The 25,114-nt window shown below is 42.4% G+C and carries 25 protein-coding genes; 11 read left to right on the top strand and 14 right to left on the bottom strand.

Going from position 1 to position 25,114, the window contains the following annotated elements; all coding sequences use genetic code 11:
• Window positions 1-27: 27 nt before the first annotated feature.
• From C5745_RS12575 to C5745_RS12535, 9 genes are all read right to left on the bottom strand, one after another.
• A complete protein-coding gene (locus C5745_RS12575) occupies window positions 28-1,554 on the bottom strand; it encodes a gliding motility protein RemB (protein WP_105717361.1) in 1,527 nt (508 codons plus the stop codon).
• 107 nt (window positions 1,555-1,661) lie between these two features.
• Complete coding sequence (locus tag C5745_RS12570; protein WP_105717360.1) at window positions 1,662-2,081, bottom strand: hypothetical protein; 420 nt, start codon at window positions 2,079-2,081, stop codon at window positions 1,662-1,664.
• A gap of 40 nt (window positions 2,082-2,121) precedes the next feature.
• Window positions 2,122-2,694, bottom strand: coding sequence for a CHAP domain-containing protein (locus tag C5745_RS12565; RefSeq protein ID WP_117584411.1), 573 nt, complete (start codon window positions 2,692-2,694; stop codon window positions 2,122-2,124).
• Window positions 2,613-2,999: a hypothetical protein gene (locus C5745_RS20100; RefSeq protein WP_133166350.1), complete on the bottom strand. Its 387-nt coding sequence runs from the start codon at window positions 2,997-2,999 to the stop codon at window positions 2,613-2,615. The genes C5745_RS12565 and C5745_RS20100 overlap by 82 nt, the downstream gene beginning before the upstream one ends.
• Window positions 3,000-3,058: 59 nt before the next feature.
• Window positions 3,059-3,700, bottom strand: coding sequence for a DUF6266 family protein (locus tag C5745_RS12555; RefSeq protein WP_105717357.1), 642 nt, complete (start codon window positions 3,698-3,700; stop codon window positions 3,059-3,061).
• Window positions 3,701-4,091: 391 nt separating this feature from the next.
• Window positions 4,092-4,415 carry a helix-turn-helix domain-containing protein gene (locus tag C5745_RS12550; protein ID WP_165793079.1) on the bottom strand — a complete coding sequence of 108 codons (324 nt, stop codon included), beginning with the start codon at window positions 4,413-4,415 and terminating at the stop codon, window positions 4,092-4,094.
• 10 nt (window positions 4,416-4,425) lie between these two features.
• On the bottom strand, window positions 4,426-5,163 hold the full coding sequence (locus C5745_RS12545; protein ID WP_105717355.1) for a LytR/AlgR family response regulator transcription factor: 738 nt from the start codon (window positions 5,161-5,163) through the stop codon (window positions 4,426-4,428).
• A gap of 2 nt (window positions 5,164-5,165) precedes the next feature.
• On the bottom strand, window positions 5,166-6,248 hold the full coding sequence (locus C5745_RS12540; RefSeq protein ID WP_105717354.1) for a histidine kinase: 1,083 nt from the start codon (window positions 6,246-6,248) through the stop codon (window positions 5,166-5,168).
• Window positions 6,249-6,297: 49 nt separating this feature from the next.
• Window positions 6,298-7,257, bottom strand: coding sequence for a hypothetical protein (locus C5745_RS12535; RefSeq protein ID WP_105717353.1), 960 nt, complete (start codon window positions 7,255-7,257; stop codon window positions 6,298-6,300).
• Between the two features lie 628 nt (window positions 7,258-7,885).
• Between C5745_RS12535 and C5745_RS12530 the strand changes: the two genes are divergently transcribed.
• Both C5745_RS12530 and C5745_RS12525 read left to right on the top strand, forming a co-directional pair.
• Window positions 7,886-8,401, top strand: coding sequence for a Crp/Fnr family transcriptional regulator (locus C5745_RS12530; protein ID WP_133166349.1), 516 nt, complete (start codon window positions 7,886-7,888; stop codon window positions 8,399-8,401).
• Window positions 8,402-8,649: 248 nt separating this feature from the next.
• Window positions 8,650-8,988, top strand: coding sequence for a hypothetical protein (locus C5745_RS12525; RefSeq protein WP_105717351.1), 339 nt, complete (start codon window positions 8,650-8,652; stop codon window positions 8,986-8,988).
• A 52-nt stretch (window positions 8,989-9,040) separates the two neighbouring features.
• Here the strand turns inward: C5745_RS12525 and C5745_RS12520 are convergent, their stop codons facing one another.
• From C5745_RS12520 to C5745_RS12510, 3 genes are read right to left on the bottom strand one after another with little or no spacing between them, the layout of a single operon-like run.
• Window positions 9,041-10,414, bottom strand: a complete 1,374-nt coding sequence (locus C5745_RS12520; RefSeq protein ID WP_105717350.1) for a RagB/SusD family nutrient uptake outer membrane protein — start codon at window positions 10,412-10,414, stop codon at window positions 9,041-9,043.
• 12 nt (window positions 10,415-10,426) lie between these two features.
• Window positions 10,427-13,594: a SusC/RagA family TonB-linked outer membrane protein gene (locus C5745_RS12515; RefSeq protein ID WP_105717349.1), complete on the bottom strand. Its 3,168-nt coding sequence runs from the start codon at window positions 13,592-13,594 to the stop codon at window positions 10,427-10,429.
• A complete protein-coding gene (locus C5745_RS12510; RefSeq protein ID WP_105717348.1) occupies window positions 13,591-14,133 on the bottom strand; it encodes a TlpA family protein disulfide reductase in 543 nt (180 codons plus the stop codon). Before C5745_RS12510 ends, C5745_RS12515 begins: the two co-directional genes overlap by 4 nt.
• 987 nt (window positions 14,134-15,120) lie before the next feature.
• Here C5745_RS12510 and C5745_RS12505 point away from each other — a divergent pair.
• Entirely contained in the window at window positions 15,121-15,597 is a 477-nt protein-coding gene (locus C5745_RS12505; protein WP_105717347.1) for a helix-turn-helix domain-containing protein, read from the top strand.
• 140 nt (window positions 15,598-15,737) lie between these two features.
• On the opposite strand, the gene C5745_RS12500 is transcribed toward C5745_RS12505, so the two are convergent.
• Window positions 15,738-16,619: an Rpn family recombination-promoting nuclease/putative transposase gene (locus C5745_RS12500; RefSeq protein WP_105717449.1), complete on the bottom strand. Its 882-nt coding sequence runs from the start codon at window positions 16,617-16,619 to the stop codon at window positions 15,738-15,740.
• Window positions 16,620-17,160: 541 nt separating this feature from the next.
• Between C5745_RS12500 and C5745_RS12490 the strand changes: the two genes are divergently transcribed.
• From C5745_RS12490 to C5745_RS12475, 4 genes are all read left to right on the top strand, one after another.
• Complete coding sequence (locus C5745_RS12490; protein ID WP_165793078.1) at window positions 17,161-17,859, top strand: Abi family protein; 699 nt, start codon at window positions 17,161-17,163, stop codon at window positions 17,857-17,859.
• Between the two features lie 21 nt (window positions 17,860-17,880).
• A complete protein-coding gene (locus tag C5745_RS12485) occupies window positions 17,881-18,540 on the top strand; it encodes a hypothetical protein (protein WP_105717344.1) in 660 nt (219 codons plus the stop codon).
• Between the two features lie 494 nt (window positions 18,541-19,034).
• Entirely contained in the window at window positions 19,035-19,634 is a 600-nt protein-coding gene (locus C5745_RS12480; protein WP_105717343.1) for a hypothetical protein, read from the top strand.
• 216 nt (window positions 19,635-19,850) lie between these two features.
• Window positions 19,851-21,029 (top strand): hypothetical protein, encoded by a 1,179-nt coding sequence (locus tag C5745_RS12475; RefSeq protein ID WP_105717342.1) that lies wholly within the window; start codon window positions 19,851-19,853, stop codon window positions 21,027-21,029.
• A gap of 9 nt (window positions 21,030-21,038) precedes the next feature.
• Here the strand turns inward: C5745_RS12475 and C5745_RS12470 are convergent, their stop codons facing one another.
• Window positions 21,039-21,737, bottom strand: coding sequence for a formylglycine-generating enzyme family protein (locus C5745_RS12470; protein WP_207795799.1), 699 nt, complete (start codon window positions 21,735-21,737; stop codon window positions 21,039-21,041).
• A gap of 321 nt (window positions 21,738-22,058) precedes the next feature.
• Here C5745_RS12470 and C5745_RS12465 point away from each other — a divergent pair, with 321 nt between their 5' ends.
• From C5745_RS12465 to C5745_RS12450, 4 genes are all read left to right on the top strand, one after another.
• Entirely contained in the window at window positions 22,059-22,451 is a 393-nt protein-coding gene (locus C5745_RS12465) for a hypothetical protein (protein WP_105717341.1), read from the top strand.
• Window positions 22,452-22,727: 276 nt separating this feature from the next.
• On the top strand, window positions 22,728-23,099 hold the full coding sequence (locus C5745_RS12460) for a nuclear transport factor 2 family protein (RefSeq protein WP_105717340.1): 372 nt from the start codon (window positions 22,728-22,730) through the stop codon (window positions 23,097-23,099).
• Between the two features lie 92 nt (window positions 23,100-23,191).
• Window positions 23,192-23,512 (top strand): MoaF-related domain-containing protein, encoded by a 321-nt coding sequence (locus C5745_RS12455; protein ID WP_133166348.1) that lies wholly within the window; start codon window positions 23,192-23,194, stop codon window positions 23,510-23,512.
• A 36-nt stretch (window positions 23,513-23,548) separates the two neighbouring features.
• Window positions 23,549-24,739, top strand: coding sequence for an amino acid ABC transporter substrate-binding protein (locus tag C5745_RS12450; RefSeq protein ID WP_105717338.1), 1,191 nt, complete (start codon window positions 23,549-23,551; stop codon window positions 24,737-24,739).
• The last annotated feature ends 375 nt before the right edge of the window (window positions 24,740-25,114 follow it).

Below are 25,114 nucleotides of genomic sequence, written 5' to 3'. Positions count from 1 at the left end.
TTCAATCTCGCCATAAAACAGATCAATTTAATACTCCTGCTGAAATCTTCTGAAAGAGGATCGTAGACCAAAGGTAAATACCGTCGCGTGATGGTAATCTCCACTCACGGTGTTTTTGTTGCGGCGATCGATTAGCCCTACTTCCCAACGAAGATTGTATTTGGGGTTCATCACATACGACACCCGCAGTTCATTGTAAAATAAGTTATTCGGGCTGCCCTGCCCTATACGGAACCCATCTTCGGTGATTTCCTCTTTAAACAGGTCAATTCCAACATTGCGCGTATCGGTTGGGTCTAGCCCGTAACGCGCATACATGGTCTGGCCATACACTTCCCATCGGTTCCAACGATAGGTAGCTATACCCAGTGCCTCCCGGAAATTGGCTCCTCGAGGATGGGCCAAAGCTTCGCCATTACTCGTATAGTTAATGCGGTTATTGGGATGTTGATAAGTGTAAGGAGCTGCTTGGTTGTATTCTGCCGTTACATTTAGGTTTGTCACTCCAAACAGATCATATGTTTTTCCGCCCAATTGAAAGGCCGTCCGGTGGTTGCTGCTACTTCCGAAACCAAACTTCGAAATATCATCGGCATACAGCTGTCCGTAAAAGAGGTATTTCTTCCAGGGTTGGTATTTCGCATTTAGCCCCAGTCCACCATTTGTTTTTCCACCCGTTTCTTGGTTATTCTGCGCCCAGATTAGGGAATGGAAAAGCCCGATCGATACCTTATCGCTGGCTAGGTAATCGACATACTGGAAGGCACCATATTTGATCCCCTCCCCCAATCTCGTTGAGAAGGGATCGTTGACATCAGCCAAACGAGGGTTTCTTAAATCGTTCATATATGCCCAAATCGAATGGTACTGCCAGCGACCGACGGTTCCCGATACGCGTGCATGCGTGAAATTGTATGGATTGTCAGAGACTAAGACCGATCGGTATCCCTCACCGATATGGAGTTTATCATAGGCTACAGCCACTTGAACGGCATCTGAGAAATGATAACTCATATTGGCCGTGGCGTTCATCCAGTCATATTCAGCCGTAGACAGATTTTTTGAAAAACCTTGTCCCGGTAGGTTACCGTTGCGCTGCGCGGTGCTATCGATATAACTGGCAAGCCGCCCTTGGTTTTCGTAGAAGCTAACATATAAAGAAAACTTCTTGTTTATCGAGAGCCCTGCCTGCGCGCCACGTGTATTTGTCCACAGTGTTTTGCTGTTGGTGCCGCGCTCGCCTCCAATGATGAAATCGGGCATGAAATCCAGGTAAAAGGTATGGTCGTCTTTCACTACCTCAATCAAGTGCTCATCAAACAGCTTGCGGTGCCACCAGCTCCTAGTAGTATCCGCCTGCGTAATAGCGTGCCGTGTATCCATGTTCGATCCTACAAATGGTTTGACCGCGGTGTGGGTCAAGCTATCCGGATATATTTGCGACATATGCCGTTGATACTGCTCGTAGGAATAGGGTTGATAATGTATTTGGGATAGTGCTGTTTGGGCAAATAGCAAAGCGAGAAGCAGAAATCTGACGTGTATATATTTCATATTCTTATGTGGGTATAGCCCAAAAGTAATACTTTTATTTAGTGTTATCCGCTCGTAGCATCAAAAAGTATACCGTTTTGTGTCATCCTTAGCGCGTCACATGAACGCTATGCCTTAACGTAATAACCGACTACGCCGGCAGCGCCTACCAAAAGCATCCAGACCCACACGTTCTTATACCAAATCCGACTAGTTCTCAATTCAGACCTTGCGTTTATCTCCGTCCGCTGCGTTTCCAGCGAGTCAACCTCGACCTGCAAATGTTGCAGGCCGATTTGACTTTCGAGGAAATGGAGATGTCCGCCGTTGCTGATCAATCCATATTCAGGATGGAAATACAGCACACTGTCCGTAGCAAAATACCAGGTGCGGTCCAGACTATCTTTATCCGTGAACTGAAAACCGTACCGCACGTTCGTGCCAGCTTCGGATAAGGTGCTGCTCCCGCGCTCGTGTAAGGTCTTTTCCCGATAGGAACGACAGGAGACTAAGGTTACTATGATAATTACAATGAATGTTTGTTTCATTTTTAATGATTTTTGTTTCCCTTTTTTCGGCTAACAAAGGTTAAAGCGACAGCCAGTCTGCCAAGGCATAGACCGTTGACAAATGCCTCCTTTTTGACAAAACGCTATTGTTTACATTTCCCTCTATCGTAAGCAGGTATTTCCTCTCCAACTTCCGTATCAACCCCACATGATTAATCCGTTTGGCACGATGGCTATAAATCCCGAAAATGTCCGCGGGTTTTATCCGGGTACTTGTTTTAGAACCACGACAGGCATCAGCTCTACAATATGTCCGTGCATTGGGAAACAACGCCGGGCTCCAAGGATTACGGGGCTCGGCTAAGCCTGCCTGCCCGTAGCACCAGGAAACAAAGGCGGCACACCAGGCATGCCCCTTGCCCAAGCCGGTATGAGCTAGGTAGGCCTCCACGCGCGCACCGTCGTTATTGCCGGTAGCTTCCTTAACGCCGATCTCGGCGGCAGCGATTTCGACTATCCGCGCGCGTATCCGATTATCGCCATTTCCCTGATGCAAAGAAGTCTGCGCACTTATAGTACGATCGACAGGAGCCAGATTGCTGCATACAGCAATAAAAAGAATACCGAAAAGTACAGAATACATTGTTGCCATGATGTTAATTGTTGGATGTGATAAACTAGATTCTTACGAAAGAATTTGAACGGCTGCCACAGTATTTCCTGTAGCCAAAGGCTGCAAAACACCGCTGCGACTCCGCCAAACAGGCCGAGTAACAACACCGACAGGATGCCGATGTCCAGTACCGCTGCCGTTGGCTCAATAAATTGCAATATCGTGCCTGCCAGTAGGAAGGCGCCCAGCAGAAAAAGCAATGTCAATGCGAGCTTATGTTTTCCAGAGAGTTCCATGGCAATATCCTTGATAAGCCACGGTCTTTTTGTCTGTAATGTTCTCATTTCTATAATTATAGTAAGCAAGATAGAACAAGGGCACTCACGCGGAGTGCCCATTGTCATTACGAAATCGTGATCTCGCCAAGATAAAAACTACTGGAGGTCTTCACGCCGTCGCGGTGTCCGGTGAACACCCAACCAACGATACGGTCTCCTTCGTACACATCTGGTAACGTAAATCCCAGACTACCATCCGCTCGTGTTCCCTCTTCCAGGATACTGAAGAACGAGCGTTCGACGTTATAGAACAGTAAAATCACCGAATCATCCGAAAACGCATTGAACTTGTTGAGCTCCGGCAACCAGCTTACCTCTATACTTTTCGGTGCAGTTTCCTCCCAAGCTACGCCCATCAAATTTGCCAGGCCTCCTCTAGCGATCACTACTCCTTCGTAGTCGATCTCGTATTCGGGGTGCTCGCCTCTGATACCATGATTGATCAGGTGTTGAAGCGCCCGGTTATACCCCGTTGATTTACCCTGTTGTTTATCCGAAAAACCCAGTTTCAATAAATCATTGATCGGTGAAAGAAACGAAACTGCCAATCCAAATCTTGCCCTTTGCGCTAATTGATCTGGTGTCGCCGGTTTCTTACTAGGTTTTGGCAGGGAGCGGACATAATCTACCTCCCGCCAGTTGCTACCCACTACATTTCCTACTTTTCCGGAATACGCTCCGTGAATCCCTTTTAAAAACTTTGCCATTTTTTTATGTCATTAAATTTGTTAAACCATCGACCGGCATGCTCGGCCATCTATTCTGTGATATCGAGAGCTAAAGTAAAGCGGTTTCGATGGTCAAAAAATTAAAGGGATAACTTGGGACAACTCGGGATATTATGGGATAGCTGTTCGAGAAGTATTCGGGAGCGGTATGGATTTCGTTCGGGAGCCGCTCGGGCCATCTAGGGGATTCCTTCGAGTGAGCTTCGGATAGTGTTCGAGTGTTGTTCGGGTGCTGTTCGGCACGCAGCCGAACAACACCCGAACGAAAAGCGAACCAGTCCCGAGGCAGTCCCGAAGCGGTCCCGAAGCGGTCCCGAAGGCCACTCGAACAGCTCCCGAAGGGTACCCGAACAACGCCCGAAGAAAATGGTCACCCCAATCCGCCTCGGGATCTATACCGGCGTTTTTCCAAAAGGGCCATAATTTCCTGCTTTTGGAAATAATGGCGTCCGTGTATCCGTGTAGGATTTAGCCATCCCGACGCAATCCAACGATAGTAGGTGCTGTGACCGATTTTAAACAGGGCCTGAACGTCTTGCGCCGATAGGAGTTGCGCGTCCACTTCAGCAGATGCGCGCTCACGCAACAGCCCCCAGATCTCTTGATACACCGCTTTTCTAGTCAGCAGTATTTTCGCGGTCGTTCTAGCCCGCCATTTCATATATTCTTTACTATTTTTCCTTTTATTTTTCATGCTTTTTCCGTTAGCCCTCCAATAAATTGCTATCCACAAACGCATAAAAATCCGTATATCGATCTTTACCTCCCGTAGGCAAGGTCTTATCGGTAACGGTCAATAGGACCTGCTTTTCACGGTAACCTGCGTAGAAATTTACGTTGAAAGCGATATTTTGGTAACATTGCTTAAACCATTTCCGGGGCAACTTGCTCATAACAGCCTTAAACGACACGGCACTCACCAGTTTCTGCCCATCGACTAAGTGGATGATAATCTTTCCTCCCTCGGAAGCTACATACACAAGCTCCTTTAGCCGCACCATTTGCCGTTCCGCCCGCACGGGGCCTTTGATCTGAAAATAATGCTCATGAGCAGCCAAGCTGTCGTCGACTGTTTTGCCGCTAAAATCCTTATGCATCCGCCGTAGTGCTGCCATTAGACGGCTTTCACTAACAGGCTTTAGAAGAACATCCACCATATCGCGCTCATAGCCCTGGTCTTCATATTGTTGGTGCCCTGTGTACAGAATTGTAGGTATTTTCGGGTCGGGTAGCGTTCTCAGAAACCGGAAGGCGTTTGTGTGTTTCAACTCGACATCAAGGATAATAAAATCCACAGGATTCACTTGGATAAAGCTCCGTGCGAGTTTTTCGTCTGTAAAAGTTGCTACGATTTCCACGTAGTCGATTTCTTTAGTTAGCTCTAGAATGTGGTCAATGGCTAATTGTTGGTCGTCAATAACAATTGCGGTCAATGTTCTCATAATTATAGATGTTTCAAGTGTTCAAATTCGATTAAGATAATAACATGGTAATATTCTTCTGTATCCTTAATGGCTATGGACGCCTGGGAATCGTACAAGATTTCCAAGCGCCGCTTGAGGCTTTTCAGCCCGTACCCGTGGCGTACAACATTTTTGTCGACGCGTGCTTTTCTATTCTCTACCGTGATGCGATAGCCCGCTTGCTGGATACGGACCTGGACGCGGATCGGAAAATCTGGATCGTCAACCTCACCGTATTTGAATGCGTTTTCGACCAGTGTCAATAAGGTCGTCGGCGGTACGGAGAATCTCGCCAGATTACCGGCTATATCGAAGTCTATGAAGCATTCGCGGTCCGAGCCTTCCCGTCGGACCTCAACATAGTTGTACACGGCCTTAACCTCATCGTCCAACAAAATAGTCCGAAAGCGATCGGGATGATCCGCCTCCATATAGAAGCGCATGAGGTTATACAGTCTATCAACCTGCTGACCAAGCTCCGGTTTGAGGGTCTTTAGCTCCTGCTTCCAGTTTTGAAAGATATTGGCCATCATGTGCGGACTTACTTGAGCAGCTAGCGCCGCATATTCATAACGTCTTTTTTGCTCCTCCAGCGCCACCTTCTGTTGCTCTAATGCCAGCCTCCGTTCGGCCTCAGCCAGCTTTTCTCGCGTGATACGCAGCTGTTCGCGGTAGTAAAAATACAAAAGCGCGAGTATGCTAAAATGCCCGTGGAGGACTAGCAACGTTTGTAGGAACTCCCGCCAGTTGAACGCGTAATCAGCAACAATATACTTTCCATACACTAGCGCATCGCTTTGCCCATAAGAAAGCATATAGATGAGGGAGGATGAAAAGATATAAAAACAAGCCAGCATCAATGCACCGATTAAATAGCGCCGTGGGGCGAAAAACCGTTTTATGATGTAATGAACCGTGTAAAATACGAAGGCAAAGAAGGGCAGCGAAAGGAAGGCCGTTCCTATCGTCATTTCCTCATTTCCCAATGCATTCAATACATAAAAGTAAAGCCCATAAAGCACCCAAAAGCCAAGGTGTCCCCTTTTGATGGTTAAACTGATCATGTGCGTTTGGTTATTTCGTTGATAGAATCCTTTAAATTAAAAATTTTACCTAATGCTGCAAAATTAATTCGGCTATTTTTTTCAATTTCGATTCTTTTAAGCGATACACCCTGTACAGGCCTTTATCCAGTACAAAGCCTTGTTGGCCATGGAGAAGCGGTATAAACCGCTCGGCAATGGGCCAATCCTCCATGAACGAACGAGGCTGCATGGTGCGGTGCAGGTAAAACCAGCATTCCCAGGCGTGCGGTGTCTGCCTTATCGCGCTGTCCAAATGCCCATAGGCGCTGTGCATCACTTTTTCTACATATGCTTGCCGCGATGGATGCTCCTTTGCCGAGTGGATTTCGAGCTCCCGTAGCTCCCAGCTTGCCGTTGGTTGTAACGCTGGCGGCATCAGCAGACAAAGGGGCGCTTGCAGCAAATAAGCCATATCCGCAAAGCCGGATCTCGCCTGCAGATAGGCTTCGCCCAGCCTAACCTGCGTTCTTTTTTCGGTTCCCAGCTGCCCCTGCTTTGCGCCGGCACCGCCGTCGGCGTAGCATAGTACTTGATATCCTTGCTCCCTTAGCTGTCGAATCTTGAAAAACAGCTGCGGATCCTCTGCCAGTACAAATAGCAGCCGGGCAAACCATTCGGGTTGCAAGGTCTGCGCATAAAACGCCCGCTGGCTTTCAAACACCTCCCGCGAAACCAAGATCGCTACGCGGTATCCCATGCGGAGCAGGGACACGGGAATGGTCCGGTAGAACCCGAAGTGAAACGTCACGATAAAGGCGTTGTTTTCCAAAGCTTGGCTTAGCATAGGGCCGCAAGCTGCCGCCAAGCCAGTAGATAGATCGGCCGCCGCCTGTTGCTGGGCAAATTTTACCGTCTGATCAAAATATTGTAGTTGTAACGGATGACCATATAGCTGCATAACATGCTGAAAGTTGGCTGAGAAAAATGCAAATTCCATCCATTCTGATGCATCCCTATCGGTTTGGATGCGTTCCCAAATAAAATCCATGTGTGTACTTATGTTTAGGTTTATAAAAGTGTACGGCGCGAGTGGCCGTACACATTACATTCATTAGGTCGGAAAAACTATTTTGCATTTCCGAGGAGCGTCCTTAGATGCTATTTCCATCATCTCATCGACTGAGATGGGGGCGACATCCAATAGGGCGTATAGATCTAAAAACAATTGTGTGTCCATGTTTTTATCCATTAAAATAAAACCATACGGTAGTCTCGCACTACCTTTAACGGCTTCCGGCCTGAAGACTTTTAGATCGATCTGCGGTAAAGATTAGTGTTAAAAAAACCTGTTCCAAATCCTTGGCTAACATCTGTGGCTTGCCTCCTCACATTCGCGGTTTGCCCCAGATTTCCGGGGCAAATCGGTTCAAACGGGGGGGCAAACGCCAAATGTCCACTACAAAAAAAATCCATAAAATATTGTTTGCACCTTTACACAGCACACTATCTACCTGACTATGAGCTACAAGCACTCAAAATCAGACCTATTTGAGACCCGGCAAGCTAAACGCATCCGAAAGCATAATCCAGGACTGCGCGCACTGCTTGCATTCTGGTCGCGTTATTGCGACCTCAGCCCATGGCATGCACAATGGGCGCTTCAGCATATCGATGTGATGCGGATACGTAGAGGCGAAGTGTTGTCTTGGTCGGGCGATCGAACAAAGAAGGTCTATTTTGTATGTGAGGGAATGCTTGGCCGGATAATTAGCATTGAGGTCAACGGAATTGCCAAACGCAGGATCATGAGCATCGCTTTGCCCGGGTTGGCGCTGACCAGTACCACCCATCTGTACCGCAACACACCGCATGAAGGTGATATTGTGGCGCTCCGCTCGGGCATTGTGGTCGGCATTTCCTACAAGGCGATCAAAGCCTTTAAGACAGAAGAGCCCGCTATCGAAACGTTGATCGATATCCTGACCCATAAAAAGAAACGACAGCTGGAAGCGCATATTCAGATTCTGCACAGCACCTCTCCCTTTGAGCGCTACCTTCTGTTTGACAAATTGATGCCCGAAATACGCCAGGCCACCAATCAACGCGAGCAGGCGGATTTTCTTGGTATTTCAAGGCGGACCGTCCAAGAGGCCAGTTATTTCCTGCTTACAGGCAAAAGACCGAAAAAATAGCTCCTTCTGATGGAGCTGATATTCAGCATTTTCTGTACCGATCTTTGAAATGTAGGATGACACGTACTGTCTTCTGGATGTTAAAACGAAATAGCAATGGAAAAGTACAGAAAAAAGTTTGCAGTATTCCCCGGCAGGCGGGTAAGCACATCAATGCCCAGGCACTATGCGTGTCACTCTGGCGGTAGGGCATGCCGTTTGGCCAAGATTAAACATAAATTATTTAACAATATTAAAATAGATGCGATATGAGCATTTTAAAAAAAGCGTGGCTACGTGCCAGTGCAGGAGTATTAACACTAGTATTAGGTTTTTTTGTAGTCGTTGGAGCGATGGACAGAGGTGACAAAAAAACACCTGAAGTTCAACCAACTGTTTTCCACTATGCGAGCGAAAGCACATCTCCGGGCGCCTTTGCCGATATTAACAATTGGGAACCAGGTCCTTCTCCGAGTACTACGCCATGCGCAACGGGAGACAACAAACCTTGCGAAACCAACGCTCTAGATGAACAGGATCTTGCCAACATGTTAAGTGGCAAGGATAATGAGGAAGTTCTAGAAATAGTGAACAGTACGAGAGAATAGTGGTAAAAGAGACCATCTCGATAGTTCTGGGATGGTCTCTTTTTGCAATAAATCACCTTGGATTTTGTTGTATTTCGGTAATTTCGATTAGCTCCTCCGGGATAGCAATTGCATATCGCACATCATTCGGAGGTAAAGTATATTGCTTGCCATTAATCACCTTGTTTAATACAAGGCTAGCCCCGTCTCTATTTAATCTTTTAATATCAGACCAACGCAACCCTCTAAAAAGTAATTCTTTTCGTCGTTCCTCTAAGACCATCGTCAAGGCTATATCGGGATCATTAAAAGAATAAGGAACGAAAAGATTCCTGTCCCACCGCTTTATCAGAAGTCTGTTCAATGCCTCTGCCGCTTCCATAGCATTGCCAAGACGAGCATTGCATTCCGCAGCAATCAACAACAATTCACTAGAGGTAATCCCTGTTATAAGACCTCGATGGCCCATATGAGTGCCCTTAAAGACATGAGCACCGGTGTCATCCATCCTAAAATAGATGTCTTTCCTAAGGTCACCTTCTGTATACATCTCATACAGCGAAGTTGGTATTTTTGCTATATTTAAGTTGTTAACGATTTCCGAAGAATACATGCGCGTAAAAAAAACAACTTCTCGGCTTATTTGATTTATAGCTGGGATTGGAAAAACCGCATCCTTATCCAGTTCATTGAAATCAATCAACTCTGTATGATATGTAAGTGCGTTTTCCGCCTCAGTCAATGCGCGGGAATAATCTCCCATTATTAAATAAGCCCTTGCCAAAAGGCCGTGAGCTCCGGCCTTTGTAGGCAACGTTGGCGCAACAGCTGTAATGGGCAACAACGGAACCGCTTCGTTTAAATCCGCTATAATTTGATCATATGTTTCCTGTACTGTCGATCGCAGAGATGGTATGTTCATGTCAGGGTCTAACCGAAGAACCATTCCGAGATCCTGATCAGCCGTCTGAGAGTTGTAAACAGGCGCCCAGACCTGTACACCATCCAGATATCGGGCAGCCCTGAATACCAAGGCCTGCCCTTTCACCTGATCCGCCTCTGGGCCTGATAAATTATTTTCAACGATGCCGAAAAGGATAGAATTACATACATAAATTCCTCGGTAACATAAAGACCACTCATTGCCCGCGCTCGAAGCAGGACGTGAAACATTGTCTGGGCGCCAAGCATAAAGTCGCTGATCACTTTCATAATAAAGGCCATTGTAGTCTTCATCAGTCAAATAGAAATTGTCGCTGCTGGCTTCTCCCATAGAACAAAAATTAGAATTTAAATAACTCCAATCATCCATGAGCGCCTTAAAATCTTCCAAAGTATTTGGCGTTCCCAAACTTTTATCTGATTTTTCTTCTAAAAATTTGTCACAGCCCGAAATCAAGATCGCAAGAAAGGAGATAGATATAATCTGATGATAGTTTAACTTCATGTTTTTTCTGATTTAAATACCGGCTCTTATGCCGAATGAATAATTTGTCGGATTGACCACACGACCTAAGCCTATATTAAAATCTGGATCAATGTTAGCTTTATTAGCTTTCCAGATAACGCCAATGTTATGGATATTAACATACACCTGAAAACTCTTAAAACTTTTGAGACGTTTAAAGTCATATCCGACATTAATATACTGCAAACGGATGTGATCACCTTTTTCCACCAACACGTTTGAGCCTTCATAAAATCTATCTCTATTGCTGTTTGTCGTATATTGATTTACAGGAACATTAGTTATCAGTTCGTCTCCCGGTGTTTTCCATCGTTTTGCGTAATCTGAATGCCCCCTCCAATTGTTAAACAGTTCTGTATAATTGATAGACCGACGCCTGAACCAATAACCAAATTTATACGTAAGTCCGATTTGAAGATTAAAATCTTTATAACTAAACGAATTAATCATATTCCCATATTTAGTAGGAATAGCTGACCCATAATATTCCAGCTCATCCACCGACGTACCGACACCTGTTATCGCAGTATAGTCTTTACTTACTTCCCCGCGCAAATAACCTTGAGCTTCGCCTGTAACGGGATCGAGACCAGCCCATTTGTAGGCATATATTGCATACACCGGTTTACCTTCGATACCAGAAATTGGGGGACTATACGTGTTTACATATTCTTGTGCGAGCGTTCTTTCCAGGTGATAGTCTATAATTTCATCTCTATATAGACTGAGGTTAAGGAGTGTATTCCATTTAAACCCACCGTTCAGATTTTCCGACCTGATTTCAAAATCCCACCCGGTTCCTTGCATATTAGCAACATTTCGCAAAATTGACCTGCTGACACCTGTCGTATAATCAATCGGTGCACGCCCAAACAGGTTTTCGCCGTTTTTAAGGAAATATTCTACAGAGCCCGTAATACGATTACTCTTAGATCGAAAATCGATCGCTAAATTGAGCATTTTAGACGTTTCCCATCTCAAATGGGGGTTATAATAATTGTCGAATCTGGCGCTAGGTCGTCTCGTAAACACAGAAGGGCTCATAAAGCGAATCGTATTTACTGCCACCATACCAGGGTCCACGTTGCCGCTAAAACCGTAGGTGGCACGGAGATTCAGATAAGGGAGGAAATCTAAATGATAAAAATTTTCATTAGAAAGCTTCCACGCACCCCCTATCGACCAGAAAGGGTTCCACTGATCATTCGTCTTCAAACCGAATAGATTACTTGCGTCCCTTCGCGCGCTCCCCGAAAGTGTATAGAGACCTCTATATGTGTAGGCAAAGTTTGCAAACTGTGAAACAAACCGTGTATCTACATCTCCCAATGTTTGATTATTGTGAATAAAAGCCCCTCCTCCGGTAACAACATTAGGATAAGAGCGTGTATAATCCATATTGGCAAAGGTTAGGTTGTTAGGATTATACCCGTAAAACCTATCGGAATAAGACGCCATATGGGACCTACGGATTTCCATTCCTCCAATTGCATCGATTTGATGTTCATCATATGTATTGGAAAAACTAAGTTGTCCTCTCAGGTTGTTCGCATTTAACAGACGGTTAGATTTATCCATTATCCCACCTTTTGGCACAATATAGGTTACTTCTTCTCCGGAGATCTGCGTAAATCTATTGACATAGTCTCGGGCTGCGTAACTATTCTCGTCCGATAAGTTTGTGCTCAAACCATTCTGACGTTCATATTGATAGTTTACCGAAGCCATCAGTCCCTTTAAAACTTCATATCGGATCTGTAGATTTGCCAAGACATCAGAAGTATGCCCCCTACTGGTATGATGTTGCCAGTCCGTCAGCGGATAATAGTTCCAGTCCAATAATTTTCCATTGCCGTACGTCCGGATAAAACTATGACGGTGATCTCTTGGTATGGGCAACGCATCTCCATTTGTATCGGCGATCTGCAGATATGGCAACAGGTTCGGTACGTCATTATAACCATATCGCCCCGAGTTATTCTGAGCTTGGGTATAATAGATATTTGTACCGATGGACAAACCTTCTGTTACCTGATAAGTGTTCTGGAACCTCAGATTAATACGTTGGTATGTATCACCGAGGGTTTGCTTATTTCGATCATAACCGATCGACGAAAGCCATGAGAAATTACGGGAACCTCCGTTTGCACTTAAGAAATACTGCTGGTTAAATGATGGTTTATATATAGACTGTACAAACTGATCACGTGCATCAATGTTCCGCAAGGCGTGTATTTGTGTTCGTGCTTCCTCGCTGGAGATGATACCATTATCCATTTGGTCGAGCAGATCAATTACAGGACTAATTATCGGTTTACTTATCGCATTTATCTTACTATTGTAGAACCCTCTTTCATAGAGTTCACTCTCGACATCGATAAAATCTGCGGACGACATCTGTGGAATATAATAAAGATCAGGTTTATCCCCCACCGTAAGGTTGCTATTGAATTCCATACGGATAGGTTGGTTATACTTTCCGGTTTTCGTCGTTATAACCACTACACCGTTCGCTGCCCTTGCTCCCCAGATACTGGAAGCAGCAGCATCTTTTAGTATGGTGATGCTTTCCACTATATTTGGATTGATGTTATTTATATCGCCATCATAAGGAAAATTGTCCACAACTATCAAAGGGTCTTTTGGACCGTTGATGGTACTGAGACCTCGCACCATCATCTGTCCTGATGAGGAGTTCCCATTGTCCATCACGATACTATTGGCGATGGACGGCAAGCGGGAGAGTATGTCTGTCCCTACCTGTTGGTTAAACAGCTCTTCCCCCACGACTGAAAACGATCCTGTAGAACGTTCCTTCGGAATATTTTGATAACCCGTGGACACGGTAACTTCCTCTATCTGTGCAGCCGAAGTCTCTAATTTTACCTTCAGCTGGCCAACGTCCGCGTGAAAATCCTGTGTGGACAATCTATATCCTACATGACTAAAAACCAATGTTCCCTTGTTTGCAACTGTATTTATTTCAAATTCACCTGCTTCATTAGTTCTGACGACACGGGGCTGCCCTTTTTCTGCAACTGTTACTTCCGCTATGGTATTATTTAAACTATCGACAACAGTACCTTTTATAAGCAGCTGGGCGTGCGCAACAGTCCCTAGGATTATTGTGCCTAAAAAGAGTAACAGTCCCCTGATCATAGCTCATTATCTATAAAGGGTGCCTGATACGTCCTGTCCAATAGGTTTCGAAATGTCTGAAGCTGAAGAATCCCGTCTCTATTTATCCAGAAATAATTCGGGTATGCAGAAACTGCAAATAGCCCATAGAGATAATCGTCTTCAATTATAGAATCAAAAGTGGTTAATCCTAAACGTAGAAACCTTTCGCTTTTAAAATAGAGATCTAGTTTAGTATAATTCTCCCGTGACGGCATGCTATTCACCCTAACTACTTTAAGATCGTGCGAATATTTTTTTTCGAAATAATTGATCTCCTGTTGGTGCAGAAGACATTTTAAACAGCCTGAAAACCAAAAGTCTAATATCAACAGCTTCCCCCTATATTCCTCCAATGTCTTCCTTACGGTATCACCATCGACATAAAACAGGTGCTCCCTCGTCCAGAATTCCTCCGGCACTTTTTGACCGACTACCAACGGCTTAATCTCCGTTTGCCCTTCGGCAGCCTCCCCGTTCTCGGGAGACTGCGCCTGGGCTGTTGATAGATTAAACAACATGAAACAAGTCATTGAAAAACATATCGCTCCGGTCAAGCTAAACAACGTTCGGCTTCGGTTATATCTTGATTTAAAAAGGCGATTATAAGTTCGGAATAATATGCTTCGCCACAGCGCATAGTTCTCCCTATTGCATAATTTTTGCATTCTTTTTGGTGTTATGCGAAGCGGTTGAAAACTATGGGAGCAAGATTCTGCAGCTATCTAACAGCCTTAGCTTTTACCGCATCGCGGTTAGTAAATAAGATGAAAAAGAATACGTTATAACGGCGTCATAATTGATAATCGGTTCAGCATCCGTATTCCTTATTCGGCTGTAAACCGACCACTCATTATTGAATTACAATAATCAAAATGCAACCATAATTAGGAAAAAGGCAAAAATGTTGCTAATTTTAAAGTGCGAATTTCAAAGTTAGACTGACCATTCTACCGAAGTCCCGTTTATAGGCTTTTTTTAGTGGTCGGTAAGCAGACACGGGCGCGGCTAATGCTATAGCAGCTTGCCCCGCATCTGTTTATTTTAAAATTCGTATTAATCCGGCGAGCGGATCAGATTTTTGAAAAGCAGTTTTCTTGTATGGCGAGGTTTATGCTCTCCTACGAAGTTTGGTGCTTTGTTTTCGGTTTTAAACTCTTTTCTTTTCATAATCATCTTTTATGTGGTTAAGAAAAATTATGAGTCTGATGGAAAAGAAGAGGGAGAAACCTTAAAAGAGACGAGCCTCCCTTATCTTCCACTGAACACGAGGCACGGCAAAGAGCCTTGGACACAGTTTCCGATAGGGAGGCTCACCCCTCCTTTTTGCGAAGATACAAAAAGTATAGGGGTTAAGACTAACCCTACGTCTCGTGTCCTTGAAATTTGCCGTTTCCGTATTCGAGACTCTAATCAGTACTAACTGATTATAAAACAAATATACATAAATAAATTTTAAAAAAGTCGCAAACAAGACTTTTTTAAAAAGAATAATTAAATAAAATACTGTGAATCAGAACAATAATTTAAATTCATTTAGAGAGTTTATTTTGGAAACTCTAAAAAAGCGGTTCAAAAAGACCATCGAATATCGTGAAAAACTTCAAACGGTTTCCACACTTTTGTCCGATAGCTCACCAAAATTGGATGGACGGGTATTTTATAATGTGCTAAAACTCCTTAATGAGGATATTGATAAAGTTTGCAAAACATTCTATAGCCAACACTCCGCTCATATTTTAGACAGTCTTAAAAAGACTGAGAATCGATTTGCGAATTTAATATCGCCTTATTTGAACAGCCAAAATCAAATTAGTGAAAGTTCACAAATCAGTAGCAAAAGGTTTAACAGACTGTTTGCAGGAGAATTGAAAGAACTATACGCCGACGAAGTCTACGGTCTAGCCAAAGCGTTCGATCTAAAACCCAGCCAGCTTTTCGAGTATTTCTATGGCGATGGGGAGCGGCCTGTGGTGAGAGCTTAGAGAAAATTTTACGCCGCGTCTGACAATATGTTAATCATACAAACCGGCCGGAGGGAGCTCAGCGAAGCTAGTCAAAGTTCACACAAAAAAGACGCCTCCGTTATCGGGAAGCGCCTTTTTATATAATGATATTAAAAAATCTATTTGAGTTTTTCGACTTGCTCAACAGTAAGCCCTAAATCTTCGGCTATATCTTCTACTGCAAGACCTCTCTTCTTTAAATTCAACGCATATTTGAGTTTTTCAGCCTCGGCTTTGGTACGTTCTTCTTTGCGAGCCTTTTCCTCTCCTTCTTGACGAGCATAATCAAGCACCACTTTATTATCCCATTTACGTTTTAAACTAACATCGTACATTTTGCGTTCCTCCTTATTCAATTTGCTGTATTCAGCTATCTCAAATAATTTCTTGAAGATAGGCTTCTTTAGATAAGTCGATAGTTTGTTCATGGATGACATATTCTTCAACACGTACATCCATTGTTCCAAATCACTCTCCAATTCCACCTCTTCTTTTTCAAAATTAATCAATTCTATGTAAATAAATCCTAAATATTCATAGAATATTTTCCCTGTTTCCCTGTTACACAGGCAAATATCGTGCAGAAAACCCTTGCCGTCCTCTCCATCGGGCATTGCAAAACCATCCATTAATACGATGACATATACTTCCGTTACGGCATAGTTCCAGTCCTTGCGGTTACCCTTTGGGGCTTGGTCAGCAATAAGTTTGCTACCATAGTACAACATCCGACTTTTAAGGTTAACCTGCGAACTCCGCTGGACTTCTATAATAAACTGTTCTCCGTTATCTGCCGTACAGGTGAGATCAAAAATAACCGTTCCTGTTTCCTCGGCTTCTCCAACATGTTCGTTTTTGTTGTATACCAAATCAGCTATAGTCTTCCTTCCTCGAAAGAGGTCATTGAGCAATGCAATGAGAAAGTCTTTGTTTACTTCTGTTCCGAAAAGCCGCTTAAAGCCATAATCCGTTGTCGGGTCTATGTATTTTGAGTGTTGCATGGCATTGTTATGTTGGTCAATGTCTAAAGATAGGAAAAATAATCGAAAATAAACTAATTTTTTTAGTAAATATTTTCTTAAAAAAGCATTGCCCTCAGCCAAAAACTTTCACCTCTCAAGAATAATCACGAAATTGGGAATTTATAATTCAGTTAGAAGCCTGCAGAGCGCCCGGCAATGTGGGTTTCTTTTTGAAAGCAAATTATAAATATTTTTTCTATCTTTGCTATAACGGTACTCGTATTGCTTCCCATAAGAACAGCGTGCGGGTCTTTTTATTTATAAACTTTATGACCAATTCATGCTCATGTTTACAGAACTCGCTTTCTCCATTTATGATCAGTCTATTCTCCTTAAGCAACAGAATATACAACCGTGGAAAATAATAAATACCGCCGAAAATATTCCCACAAAAAAAAGCTTCGGATACGACCGAAGCTTAAACCTTGACTTGGTTACGTTTCCGTTAGGAAAGAGGCTTGACCAAGCATAACAATACAAATATACAAAAAAACAATATAGCTAACAAAAAATATACTCCGTGAATTACAACAATATAGAAAAATATCTCTCTGCCCCTCGTCTGAATCGCTATTTAAGGGCAAGCGATGCTTCGAAGAAAAAGGCTTTGCAGATATACAGAACCAATCTTCGACTGTCACAGGCTTTTTATCCGGTGCTCAACCTCTTCGAAACATTTTTCCGGAATGCGTTACACGGTGAAATTTCCCTTTTCTTTAATGACACTGATTGGATAGTTAACCAGAGGAATCATTTTATGACTGACAAATCCCTAGCAGGGACAAGTTTTTTCCTTAAGAAAGAGGTAGAAAGAGCTGAAATAAAAATCTATAAAAAATCAAAATCTATTCATTCTTCCAAAGTAATTGCTGAACAAAGTTTTGGGTTCTGGACTTCCTTTTTTGATCCTCACCATTTCAAAATTATCCAGGGAGTCGCGATTAGTACATTTCCTTATAAACCGAAAGATGTAAATAGAAAAGCAATTGCGTTTATGCTAAGAGAAATTCGTGAATTCAGGAACAGAGTGTACCATAACGAACCTATTTGCTTTAAAGGCAATATCGTCGATTTTTCGCAAGCTATACAGATTCGAAAATATATATTGGAAATAACTAGCTGGATCGACCCGAAACTTTTAGCGGTAATGATATATTATGACAATATCATGAACAAAATTCCCCAGCATTATCACCGCAGAGAGCTAATATGTTATTAAAAGGCATTACAAATATTATCAATGGCTGAGTTTTCAAAAATATACCTTGCATGGCGTAGAGGAAAGGATTCCCGTAGGCATATTGTTGGACTTTTGGAAAGAAGTGAAGATAATAATGTAACGTTTCAATATCTTCCGCAAACAAAAGATTTAGTAAAATCCGAGGGCTTTATTCCTTATTTTGAATTTCAAGATTTAGATAAAGTCTACGACAATAATGTCCTGCAAATTTTTTCCCATCGATTGATTAAGGCTGAACGCCCAGATATAAGTAGCTTTTATGAATTTTGGGAAGTTAATCCTGCCGAGGCGCATGACAAATTTTATTTACTAGGGAAAACGCAGGGGTTGACCGCGAGCGACAACTTCGAATTTCTTGCAGAGTACGTGTATCAACCAAAAGTACATTTTTTAACGGACCTTTCGGGGCTGTCATATATCAGCCTTCCCAAAGACACCGTCAAAAAAGGCGACTTTCTTCAATACGCGCTTGAAGAGGACAATAAATTTGACCAAGATGCAGTAAAGTTATCTTTTAATGGAACAGATATTGGGTATATCAAAAAAATTCATTGCCGAGTCTTTCATCAGGCACCCAAGCAATCATTAAACGTACAGGTTAAAGCCATTGAGCAGAATGCTATCATGAGAAAAATATTTGTGACGGTGTCGGCAGGCTAAATTATTTTGTCTATTGCAATGGTCAACTCTCGGTAGTAGAAGCTTAAAGAAATAAGCCAATTTACTAAGTGTTTACCTGATGGAAGTTTAAAAAGCAGTTGCTATAGAGTTCTTTGTTTCATTCCCGAATAAAAAGCCGTACCTTCCTTCTTATTCTGAAGATGGAACATATACCCGCTAAGCCAGTAATAACTAACACTTTCTAAATATTTTTAGCTCGATCAGAATCAGCTATAGTCAAACCACGCTCCCGTAGCAGATCAATATGTTCTTGGATGGTATTTAAGGAATGCCTAAGGCGCGTACCCAGTAGAAAAACTATAAACGACGTCGTTCCATTTCATGATAGGAAAATCAATAATAATCTGTAGTGGTTTTTCTGATTAAACCCCACCAACTATTTGAATATCTCTACGATGGTGGTGAGCGCCCGGTAGTCGGAGTATAGAAGGAAATAAAAAAAATCCTATATTAGAGGAAACTAAATAATAATTATGAATTTAGAAAAAATCGCAGAGCACGTTAAAGTATTTCATGATAGATGTGAGGAACAGCGCCGCGAGATAATGGCCCGTACCGAAGCACAGGAGAAAAGAGCACAGGAACAAAAAGAACGGACTGAAAGGACAGTTAAAAAGTTTGAAAATACCATACTGCATGATCTCCAAGCCTTTTTTAAAGAAGTCGCCCCACTGTTTTCTTCTCCTTATCTCGATATCGTGCTGGACACACATCTCAAAAGAACCCAATTTGTGATCAGTGACAACGATTCCATACCCGCGTACGCTTTCCTCGCGCTGGCCGCCCGCCCGGGAGAAGACGCTGACGACACGTTTACCAATGCGAGGTACCTGCTATTTGCAGTCGACACTGTCGAGCACTCATTGGATCTGTTACTGAAGAATGATGAAAGAGTCAGTTTATGTAAAGGAGGGAACGAAGAGGATAGCAGTATAATGCTTAAATCGTATCCGCTCGACAATTATAATCTCGATGAGATAAAGGCTTTCATTAATAAATATCTGTTGGAAGAGTTAGCTTACCATCAAGAGAACTTTCGTGTGGAGGTAGGTTCGCTAAGGCTGGAACAATAAATTCGAAGATTGTCCGACAATGCGGGCTTTTTTAGTGCTTGATCTCCAAAAAAAGCACTCCCTTTATCAGAAAGCGCCTGTTATATATAATCTATTAAAAAGTTCTTCCTGCCTGCCCTGCCTCTTCGCCTTGTCCAATAAATATTCTCTTGTCCCCAAAAAATCGCCATAAACATCCATATAAATAACTATATTCGCTTTACTAACTATTGCACTATGCTTAACAAAATCGTTTACACTTATTATCGTTGGTACATTCTACTAAGTTTCGCTATTGCGTGTACCGTTTTATCCCTAATTGCCGTTCTAATATATCATTGTTATCAAGACCCATCGTCTGGGTACCTTTTTTGGTTTTTTACCGGTATCTTTATCCTCAGCGTCTTACTCTCCACCTTTTACCTGACGCATATTACCAGCTACCGCCTTGTCTTGAAGGATGGTACGCTGCGAGAATGGCGTAAAACACTTCCGTTTGGCAACAGCAAACTACGTTCCAGTATAGTGCTCCCCGATGCAGACAACAAATTGAGCTCGCTATCTGGTAATTCCGAAAAAAATAATGAATCAAAACCGAATGCTGAGATTTCTATATTTTGCAACGGGTTTGCTCCTATTCGGCAACGCCTATCTCTTCGTAAGCGTTTAATTATGCAGCGTTGCTGGGAGACGACCTGCCCGCCTGTCCCTTCTTTACCCACCTTTCGCCGGCATCAGCGACAGTGCTTGACCGTATTCGGGTTAGTTCCAACTATACTGGTCTATATTGCCCTACTTCAATTCTCGGTACATCCGATTTTTAATGTTTTCGCCTATGTATTATTTGTCTCCATTATTTCCTATTTATGGTATACGTTTAGCAAACTACCGAAGATATATTTTAGTTACACGCTCGAAGTCGTCAAACCTCCCATACCCTTTGTTTTACTTTTCCTGACAATTCTATTTTTGTATTCCGTGCTTTTAAAATTCAGTATTGCCAGCTATATTCCGCTCGCCGTTTCCAGCTTTATCCTAACGGTCATTCTCCATTGGCGTTACAGTCGTTTACTCTATAGTCATGCTTATTATATTACCTTTTTATGCCTGCCATTTGTGCTATTCAGTTTGCTCATCATTATCAACTGTGCCCCTACTGGAAAGCCTACGGAATCTGTTCAGATGCCGATATACGCGAAAAAACATAGGGATAGCTTTCCGCCTCATTTTGCTGTTGACATCGATATATGGGGCGATGGCAAGCCAACAGGTTTTGACCTAAAAAAATCGATTTACGATCAAGTTGAGGTCAGGGACACGCTTTCCTTTCGTATCTACCGCGGCTTATTGGGTATACGTTGGGTCGAGGCCCCGTCGGCTAACAGCGACTTCGATATCCTAAAGGCAAAGCCATAATGTCAAGTATCATTGACCCCTAGGTTTGCTTTTTGCAATTCTAAATCCGAGATCGTCAATTTTAAAGCTAAATGGGTGGCTCCTTCTCCGGGTGGTTGCCATAACGCTTCTTTCCTCATCACACCACCCCCCGCCTCTAAAAATACGATAGGAACCATAAACGTCCGTGTCATATAAATCGGTGCACCATTCCCAAACGTTCCCAAGCATATCGTAAAGCCCCCAGGCATTTGGCTCCTTGGTTCCAACAGGATGAGTCTGTTGCGCCGAATTACCTTTGTACCAAGCAATAGCGTCTAGTTCGCCATATCTAATCCCCGAAGCACCCGCTTTACAAGCGTATTCCCACTCGGCTTCTGTTGGCAAACGAAAGCCATTAGCGGTCTGATCAAAGTTGATTTCCGCATCGTCGTCATTAAAACAGTAGCAAGGCTCTAGGTTCAATTTTATAGATAAGGAATTGCAAAAAACGACTGCTTCCTTCCAGGTAATTGTTTCGACAGGGTGTTTAGTCCCTTGAAAAGTACTGGGTGCTTTGCCTGTAACTTCTAGATATAAATCTTGTGTTACAGCAAATTTCGAAAGGAGAAATGATTCGATCATGACCGTCCATTTCTGTTTGATTCGATCATCTCGTAACTCAATTTCCCCGTCGGGGATTTCAACCATCTGATCATTGACTGTCGTTTCAATTTTATATTCGCGCATTTCTTTTAAAATATGTTTATGGCTCACCAAAACCATAGCAAGACTTATGATTGATATGTGCCGGAGCCGCGAGAAGTTAAGGAATATTTTACGAAAACAATCAAAAGCATGTACAGTCAGATAATCTTCTTCGCATCCACATGGTGGAACAGGTGGGGTCAGGTGTTAGTTTAAAACTGATGGGATGTTTACGGTGGTTTTTCAAAGAGCAGAGGAGAAAAGTTCGGGGAAAAGTTCCGAGCGTACTTGGGCAGAGACTAAAGAACTTCTAATAGCTAAATCTCCGGTAAAATAGGAAAAAGCGCATTGAAAATCTTAGAAATGATTTATAAACTAGATGAACTCCTGAATGCAAACGACGTTATATTAAAATTGGAAAGCAAACATAATTATGTATACTTCCACACAATAGTTCGCCCTATCGAGCCCTTTATATCCATTGCGCTAGAGAAACGACAAACGCGAAGTATAAGCCGCTGGTCGAACAACACATATCTCCATTTTGAAAGTGATATATTGACAGGCAAAGTTAAGCTATATCGATGCAACGAGTCAAACGAAAATATCTCCCAATTAAAAATGATGCATCATTCATATGGAAAACGAACTCTTTACTACGAATTTGAATTAAGTGCGTATAATTTAAATGAAATTTTTCCATACATAGAAGATTTTATTGATAAAGAACTGGAGCGAATAGCGAAATATGCCTAGTTTTATTCAGCATATTCTTTTAAGCCTAGCCAACTACTTCATTACCTCTACGCCCAAACTCAACAACAATATCCCTCTCTTTGATGTGATCTTCTGTTGTAAAAGTTATACCATCATAAGTCGAAGCTAAATCAACGTTAGCACGAAATATTAAAGACATTTGTCTACGTCTTTTCATTTCTGTTGATGCACCTTTGAAGTATGAACTTTTAAATCAAAAACATTACAGCATTCAATAGAAATAGATAGAAAATAAACATATATAAAAAAGAAGAAATGAAAAATAAGGAAATCGTGTTGAAAGCAATGAATGAGTTGTTTCACGAAAAAGACATTACCGCCATAGAACGCTATTGGCATGAATCCTACCAGCAACACAATCCATCAATGACAAGTGGGCACGAAGGACTTAGAAACCTTTTGCCATTTCTGGATTCAAATTTTAAGTGGAAGCCAGGTATTATCGTGGAAGAAAAGGATATCGTCATAACCCATAGCCTTGTACATGGTTGGGGTCCGGTACCAGTTATAGTAGTGGATATTTTCCGATTGGAAGATGGGAAAATAGCAGAACATTGGGATGTCGTGCAGGAAGAGACTCCTGCTTCAAAATCTGCCAATGGAAATGCAATGACTTCATTTTTGTAATCTGTTAAGAAATGAGACAGGTTTATTGTTCGTGATAAAAAAAGTTCAAAAAAGGGGTTGGATACTAAATTAATTATTTAAACAGATTTAAAGTGAAAAACAAATTAACAGGCAACAGGTATATAATGGATGTAGGTGTTTTGAAAACCGAACTCTTTTTCGAAACCGATGAATCCATGGTTTTTACAGTTATAGATGGCGGTTCTTTAACAAAAGATGGTTACTCGGAAAGAGTAGAGATCACAATCGCTGAAGTTCGCGCACAGGTATATATGATTGCATGGAAAGAAATATCGGGGGCTACCGTAACACACGTGGAAGATCATAAAAAAGGCATTATTTACAGCAATGCAACGCTGCCCGACGGAAGTTTTTATACGATGAAAGGTACTATAAGCCCTGTTCAAGATTGACCTAAAGGATAGGAATAACAATAATTTGGGGAAATTATGATACAACCAAACAAAACAACAAATAAATCAATCCGCATTGGTTACAGCCTTTCACTTTCTGGACCAGTAGCCGAAAACACAAAAGCGGTGATGCTCGCACATCAAATCTGGGAAGAAGATATAAATTCCAGGGGAGGGCTTCTCGGTCGAAAAGTAAAACTTGTCTGTTACAATGACAATGGAGATCCTTCCCAAGTAGCTGATAACTATCAAAAGCTTTTGGATGAGGATAAAGTAGATTTGGTTATTGGAGGTTATGGAACAAACACTATTGCAGCCTCTATGCCTTTTATTATGGAGCGTAAACGATTTTTAGTTGGATTGATGGGTTTAGGTGTTAATTTGAACCTAAAATACCCGAATTATTTTGCGATGATTCCAACAGGTCCTAATCCTAATTCCACGCTTACAGAAGGATTTTTTGCGCTTGCCTCTTTGCAAAAACCTAAACCGCTTACCGTTGCCATACTTTCTGCTGATGCAGAATTTTCAAAAAACCCAGTTATCGGTGCCAGAGAAAATGCCGGGAAATATGGTTTTCGGATTGTTTATGAAGATACATATTCACTTTCAACAGAAGATTACACACCATTAATAGAGAAAGTAAAAGCAACCGATGCCGACTTATTTTTTATCTGTTCTTATTTAAATGACTCAATTGGTTTGGTGCGAGCGATTCATAAGAGCAATTATCGCCCAAAAATGGTTGGTGGAGCGATGATCGGACCACAGAGTGCTTCTGTAAAGAAAGAGTTGGGACCACTTTTAAATGGCTTTGTCAACTATGAATATTGGGCTCCGGTTCCTAAAATGAATTTCATCGGAGTTGCGGATTTGCTTGCTAAATATCAGATGAAAGCTATCGAACAAAATTTAGATGAGTTGGGTTATTACATGGTTCCTTTAGCATATGCCCAAATGCAGGTACTGGAACAGGCTGTTGCAACCACTGAAAGTTTGGATGATGAGGTGCTTTCAGAATATTCCAGATCTAATGCCTTTGAAACGGTAATCGGGAAGGTGCGTTTTGGGGAAGGTGGTGAATGGGCTGAACCGCGTGTGATACAAGTACAATTTCAAAACATTCACAACAATGAAATTGAGACCTTCAAAGACGGTCGTGTGCAGGTGGTGGTTGAACCTTCAGAATACGCGTCTGGCTCGTTGATATATCCTTTTGCTCCATAATATCGGAATATAGCGGATGTAATTATCAATTAACGACGGTATAAATTTGCATCTTTCGAAAAATTTTATGAAATTAGTACTTCATAATTCAGTTGAAGCCCACTAGCGCGCCCGGCAACAGTGGGTTTCTTTTTTACATGGCTTTCGCGACCACCCAATAATACGGTAGGTCTGCCTTCTCAAGCAGCGATTCTATGACTGGATTCACTTCCCCCATAGGTCATATCGTTTCACCTGATGGACTAAAAGTATGCGCCCTATGAACTACATATTTGATTTGTCGCTAATTTGTTTATAGTTCTGCGGATAAAGATCTTTTAGATTCTTATGGTTGATGGAGGATATGTTGAGCAAAGTATGCTTTAGCCATTTGAA

The sequence above is a fragment of the Sphingobacterium haloxyli genome, from assembly GCF_002980525.1.
GTDB lineage: Bacteria > Bacteroidota > Bacteroidia > Sphingobacteriales > Sphingobacteriaceae > Sphingobacterium > Sphingobacterium haloxyli.
Note: the sequence above shows the minus strand (reverse complement) of the source record. Positions and strands in the feature narration are given on the sequence as shown.

Excerpts from the sequence above, each read along its gene's own strand:
- C5745_RS12540 (WP_105717354.1), bottom strand. The coding sequence starts at position 6,248 with ATGATCAGTTTAACCATCAAAAGGGGACACCTTGGCTTTTGGGTGCTT.
- C5745_RS12525 (WP_105717351.1), top strand. The coding sequence starts at position 8,650 with ATGAGCATTTTAAAAAAAGCGTGGCTACGTGCCAGTGCAGGAGTATTA.
- C5745_RS12520 (WP_105717350.1), bottom strand. The coding sequence starts at position 10,414 with ATGAAGTTAAACTATCATCAGATTATATCTATCTCCTTTCTTGCGATC.
- C5745_RS12545 (WP_105717355.1), bottom strand. The coding sequence starts at position 5,163 with ATGAGAACATTGACCGCAATTGTTATTGACGACCAACAATTAGCCATT.
- C5745_RS12460 (WP_105717340.1), top strand. The coding sequence starts at position 22,728 with ATGAAAAATAAGGAAATCGTGTTGAAAGCAATGAATGAGTTGTTTCAC.
- C5745_RS12500 (WP_105717449.1), bottom strand. The coding sequence starts at position 16,619 with ATGCAACACTCAAAATACATAGACCCGACAACGGATTATGGCTTTAAG.
- C5745_RS20100 (WP_133166350.1), bottom strand. The coding sequence starts at position 2,999 with ATGAGAACATTACAGACAAAAAGACCGTGGCTTATCAAGGATATTGCC.
- C5745_RS12480 (WP_105717343.1), top strand. The coding sequence starts at position 19,035 with ATGAATTTAGAAAAAATCGCAGAGCACGTTAAAGTATTTCATGATAGA.
- C5745_RS12450 (WP_105717338.1), top strand. The coding sequence starts at position 23,549 with ATGATACAACCAAACAAAACAACAAATAAATCAATCCGCATTGGTTAC.
- C5745_RS12535 (WP_105717353.1), bottom strand. The coding sequence starts at position 7,257 with ATGGATTTTATTTGGGAACGCATCCAAACCGATAGGGATGCATCAGAA.
- C5745_RS12470 (WP_207795799.1), bottom strand. The coding sequence starts at position 21,737 with ATGCGCGAATATAAAATTGAAACGACAGTCAATGATCAGATGGTTGAA.
- C5745_RS12575 (WP_105717361.1), bottom strand. The coding sequence starts at position 1,554 with ATGAAATATATACACGTCAGATTTCTGCTTCTCGCTTTGCTATTTGCC.
- C5745_RS12570 (WP_105717360.1), bottom strand. The coding sequence starts at position 2,081 with ATGAAACAAACATTCATTGTAATTATCATAGTAACCTTAGTCTCCTGT.
- C5745_RS12485 (WP_105717344.1), top strand. The coding sequence starts at position 17,881 with ATGGCTGAGTTTTCAAAAATATACCTTGCATGGCGTAGAGGAAAGGAT.
- C5745_RS12555 (WP_105717357.1), bottom strand. The coding sequence starts at position 3,700 with ATGGCAAAGTTTTTAAAAGGGATTCACGGAGCGTATTCCGGAAAAGTA.
- C5745_RS12565 (WP_117584411.1), bottom strand. The coding sequence starts at position 2,694 with ATGGCAACAATGTATTCTGTACTTTTCGGTATTCTTTTTATTGCTGTA.
- C5745_RS12475 (WP_105717342.1), top strand. The coding sequence starts at position 19,851 with ATGCTTAACAAAATCGTTTACACTTATTATCGTTGGTACATTCTACTA.
- C5745_RS12510 (WP_105717348.1), bottom strand. The coding sequence starts at position 14,133 with ATGTTGTTTAATCTATCAACAGCCCAGGCGCAGTCTCCCGAGAACGGG.
- C5745_RS12515 (WP_105717349.1), bottom strand. The coding sequence starts at position 13,594 with ATGATCAGGGGACTGTTACTCTTTTTAGGCACAATAATCCTAGGGACT.
- C5745_RS12550 (WP_165793079.1), bottom strand. The coding sequence starts at position 4,415 with ATGAAAAATAAAAGGAAAAATAGTAAAGAATATATGAAATGGCGGGCT.
- C5745_RS12465 (WP_105717341.1), top strand. The coding sequence starts at position 22,059 with ATGATTTATAAACTAGATGAACTCCTGAATGCAAACGACGTTATATTA.
- C5745_RS12530 (WP_133166349.1), top strand. The coding sequence starts at position 7,886 with ATGCGGATACGTAGAGGCGAAGTGTTGTCTTGGTCGGGCGATCGAACA.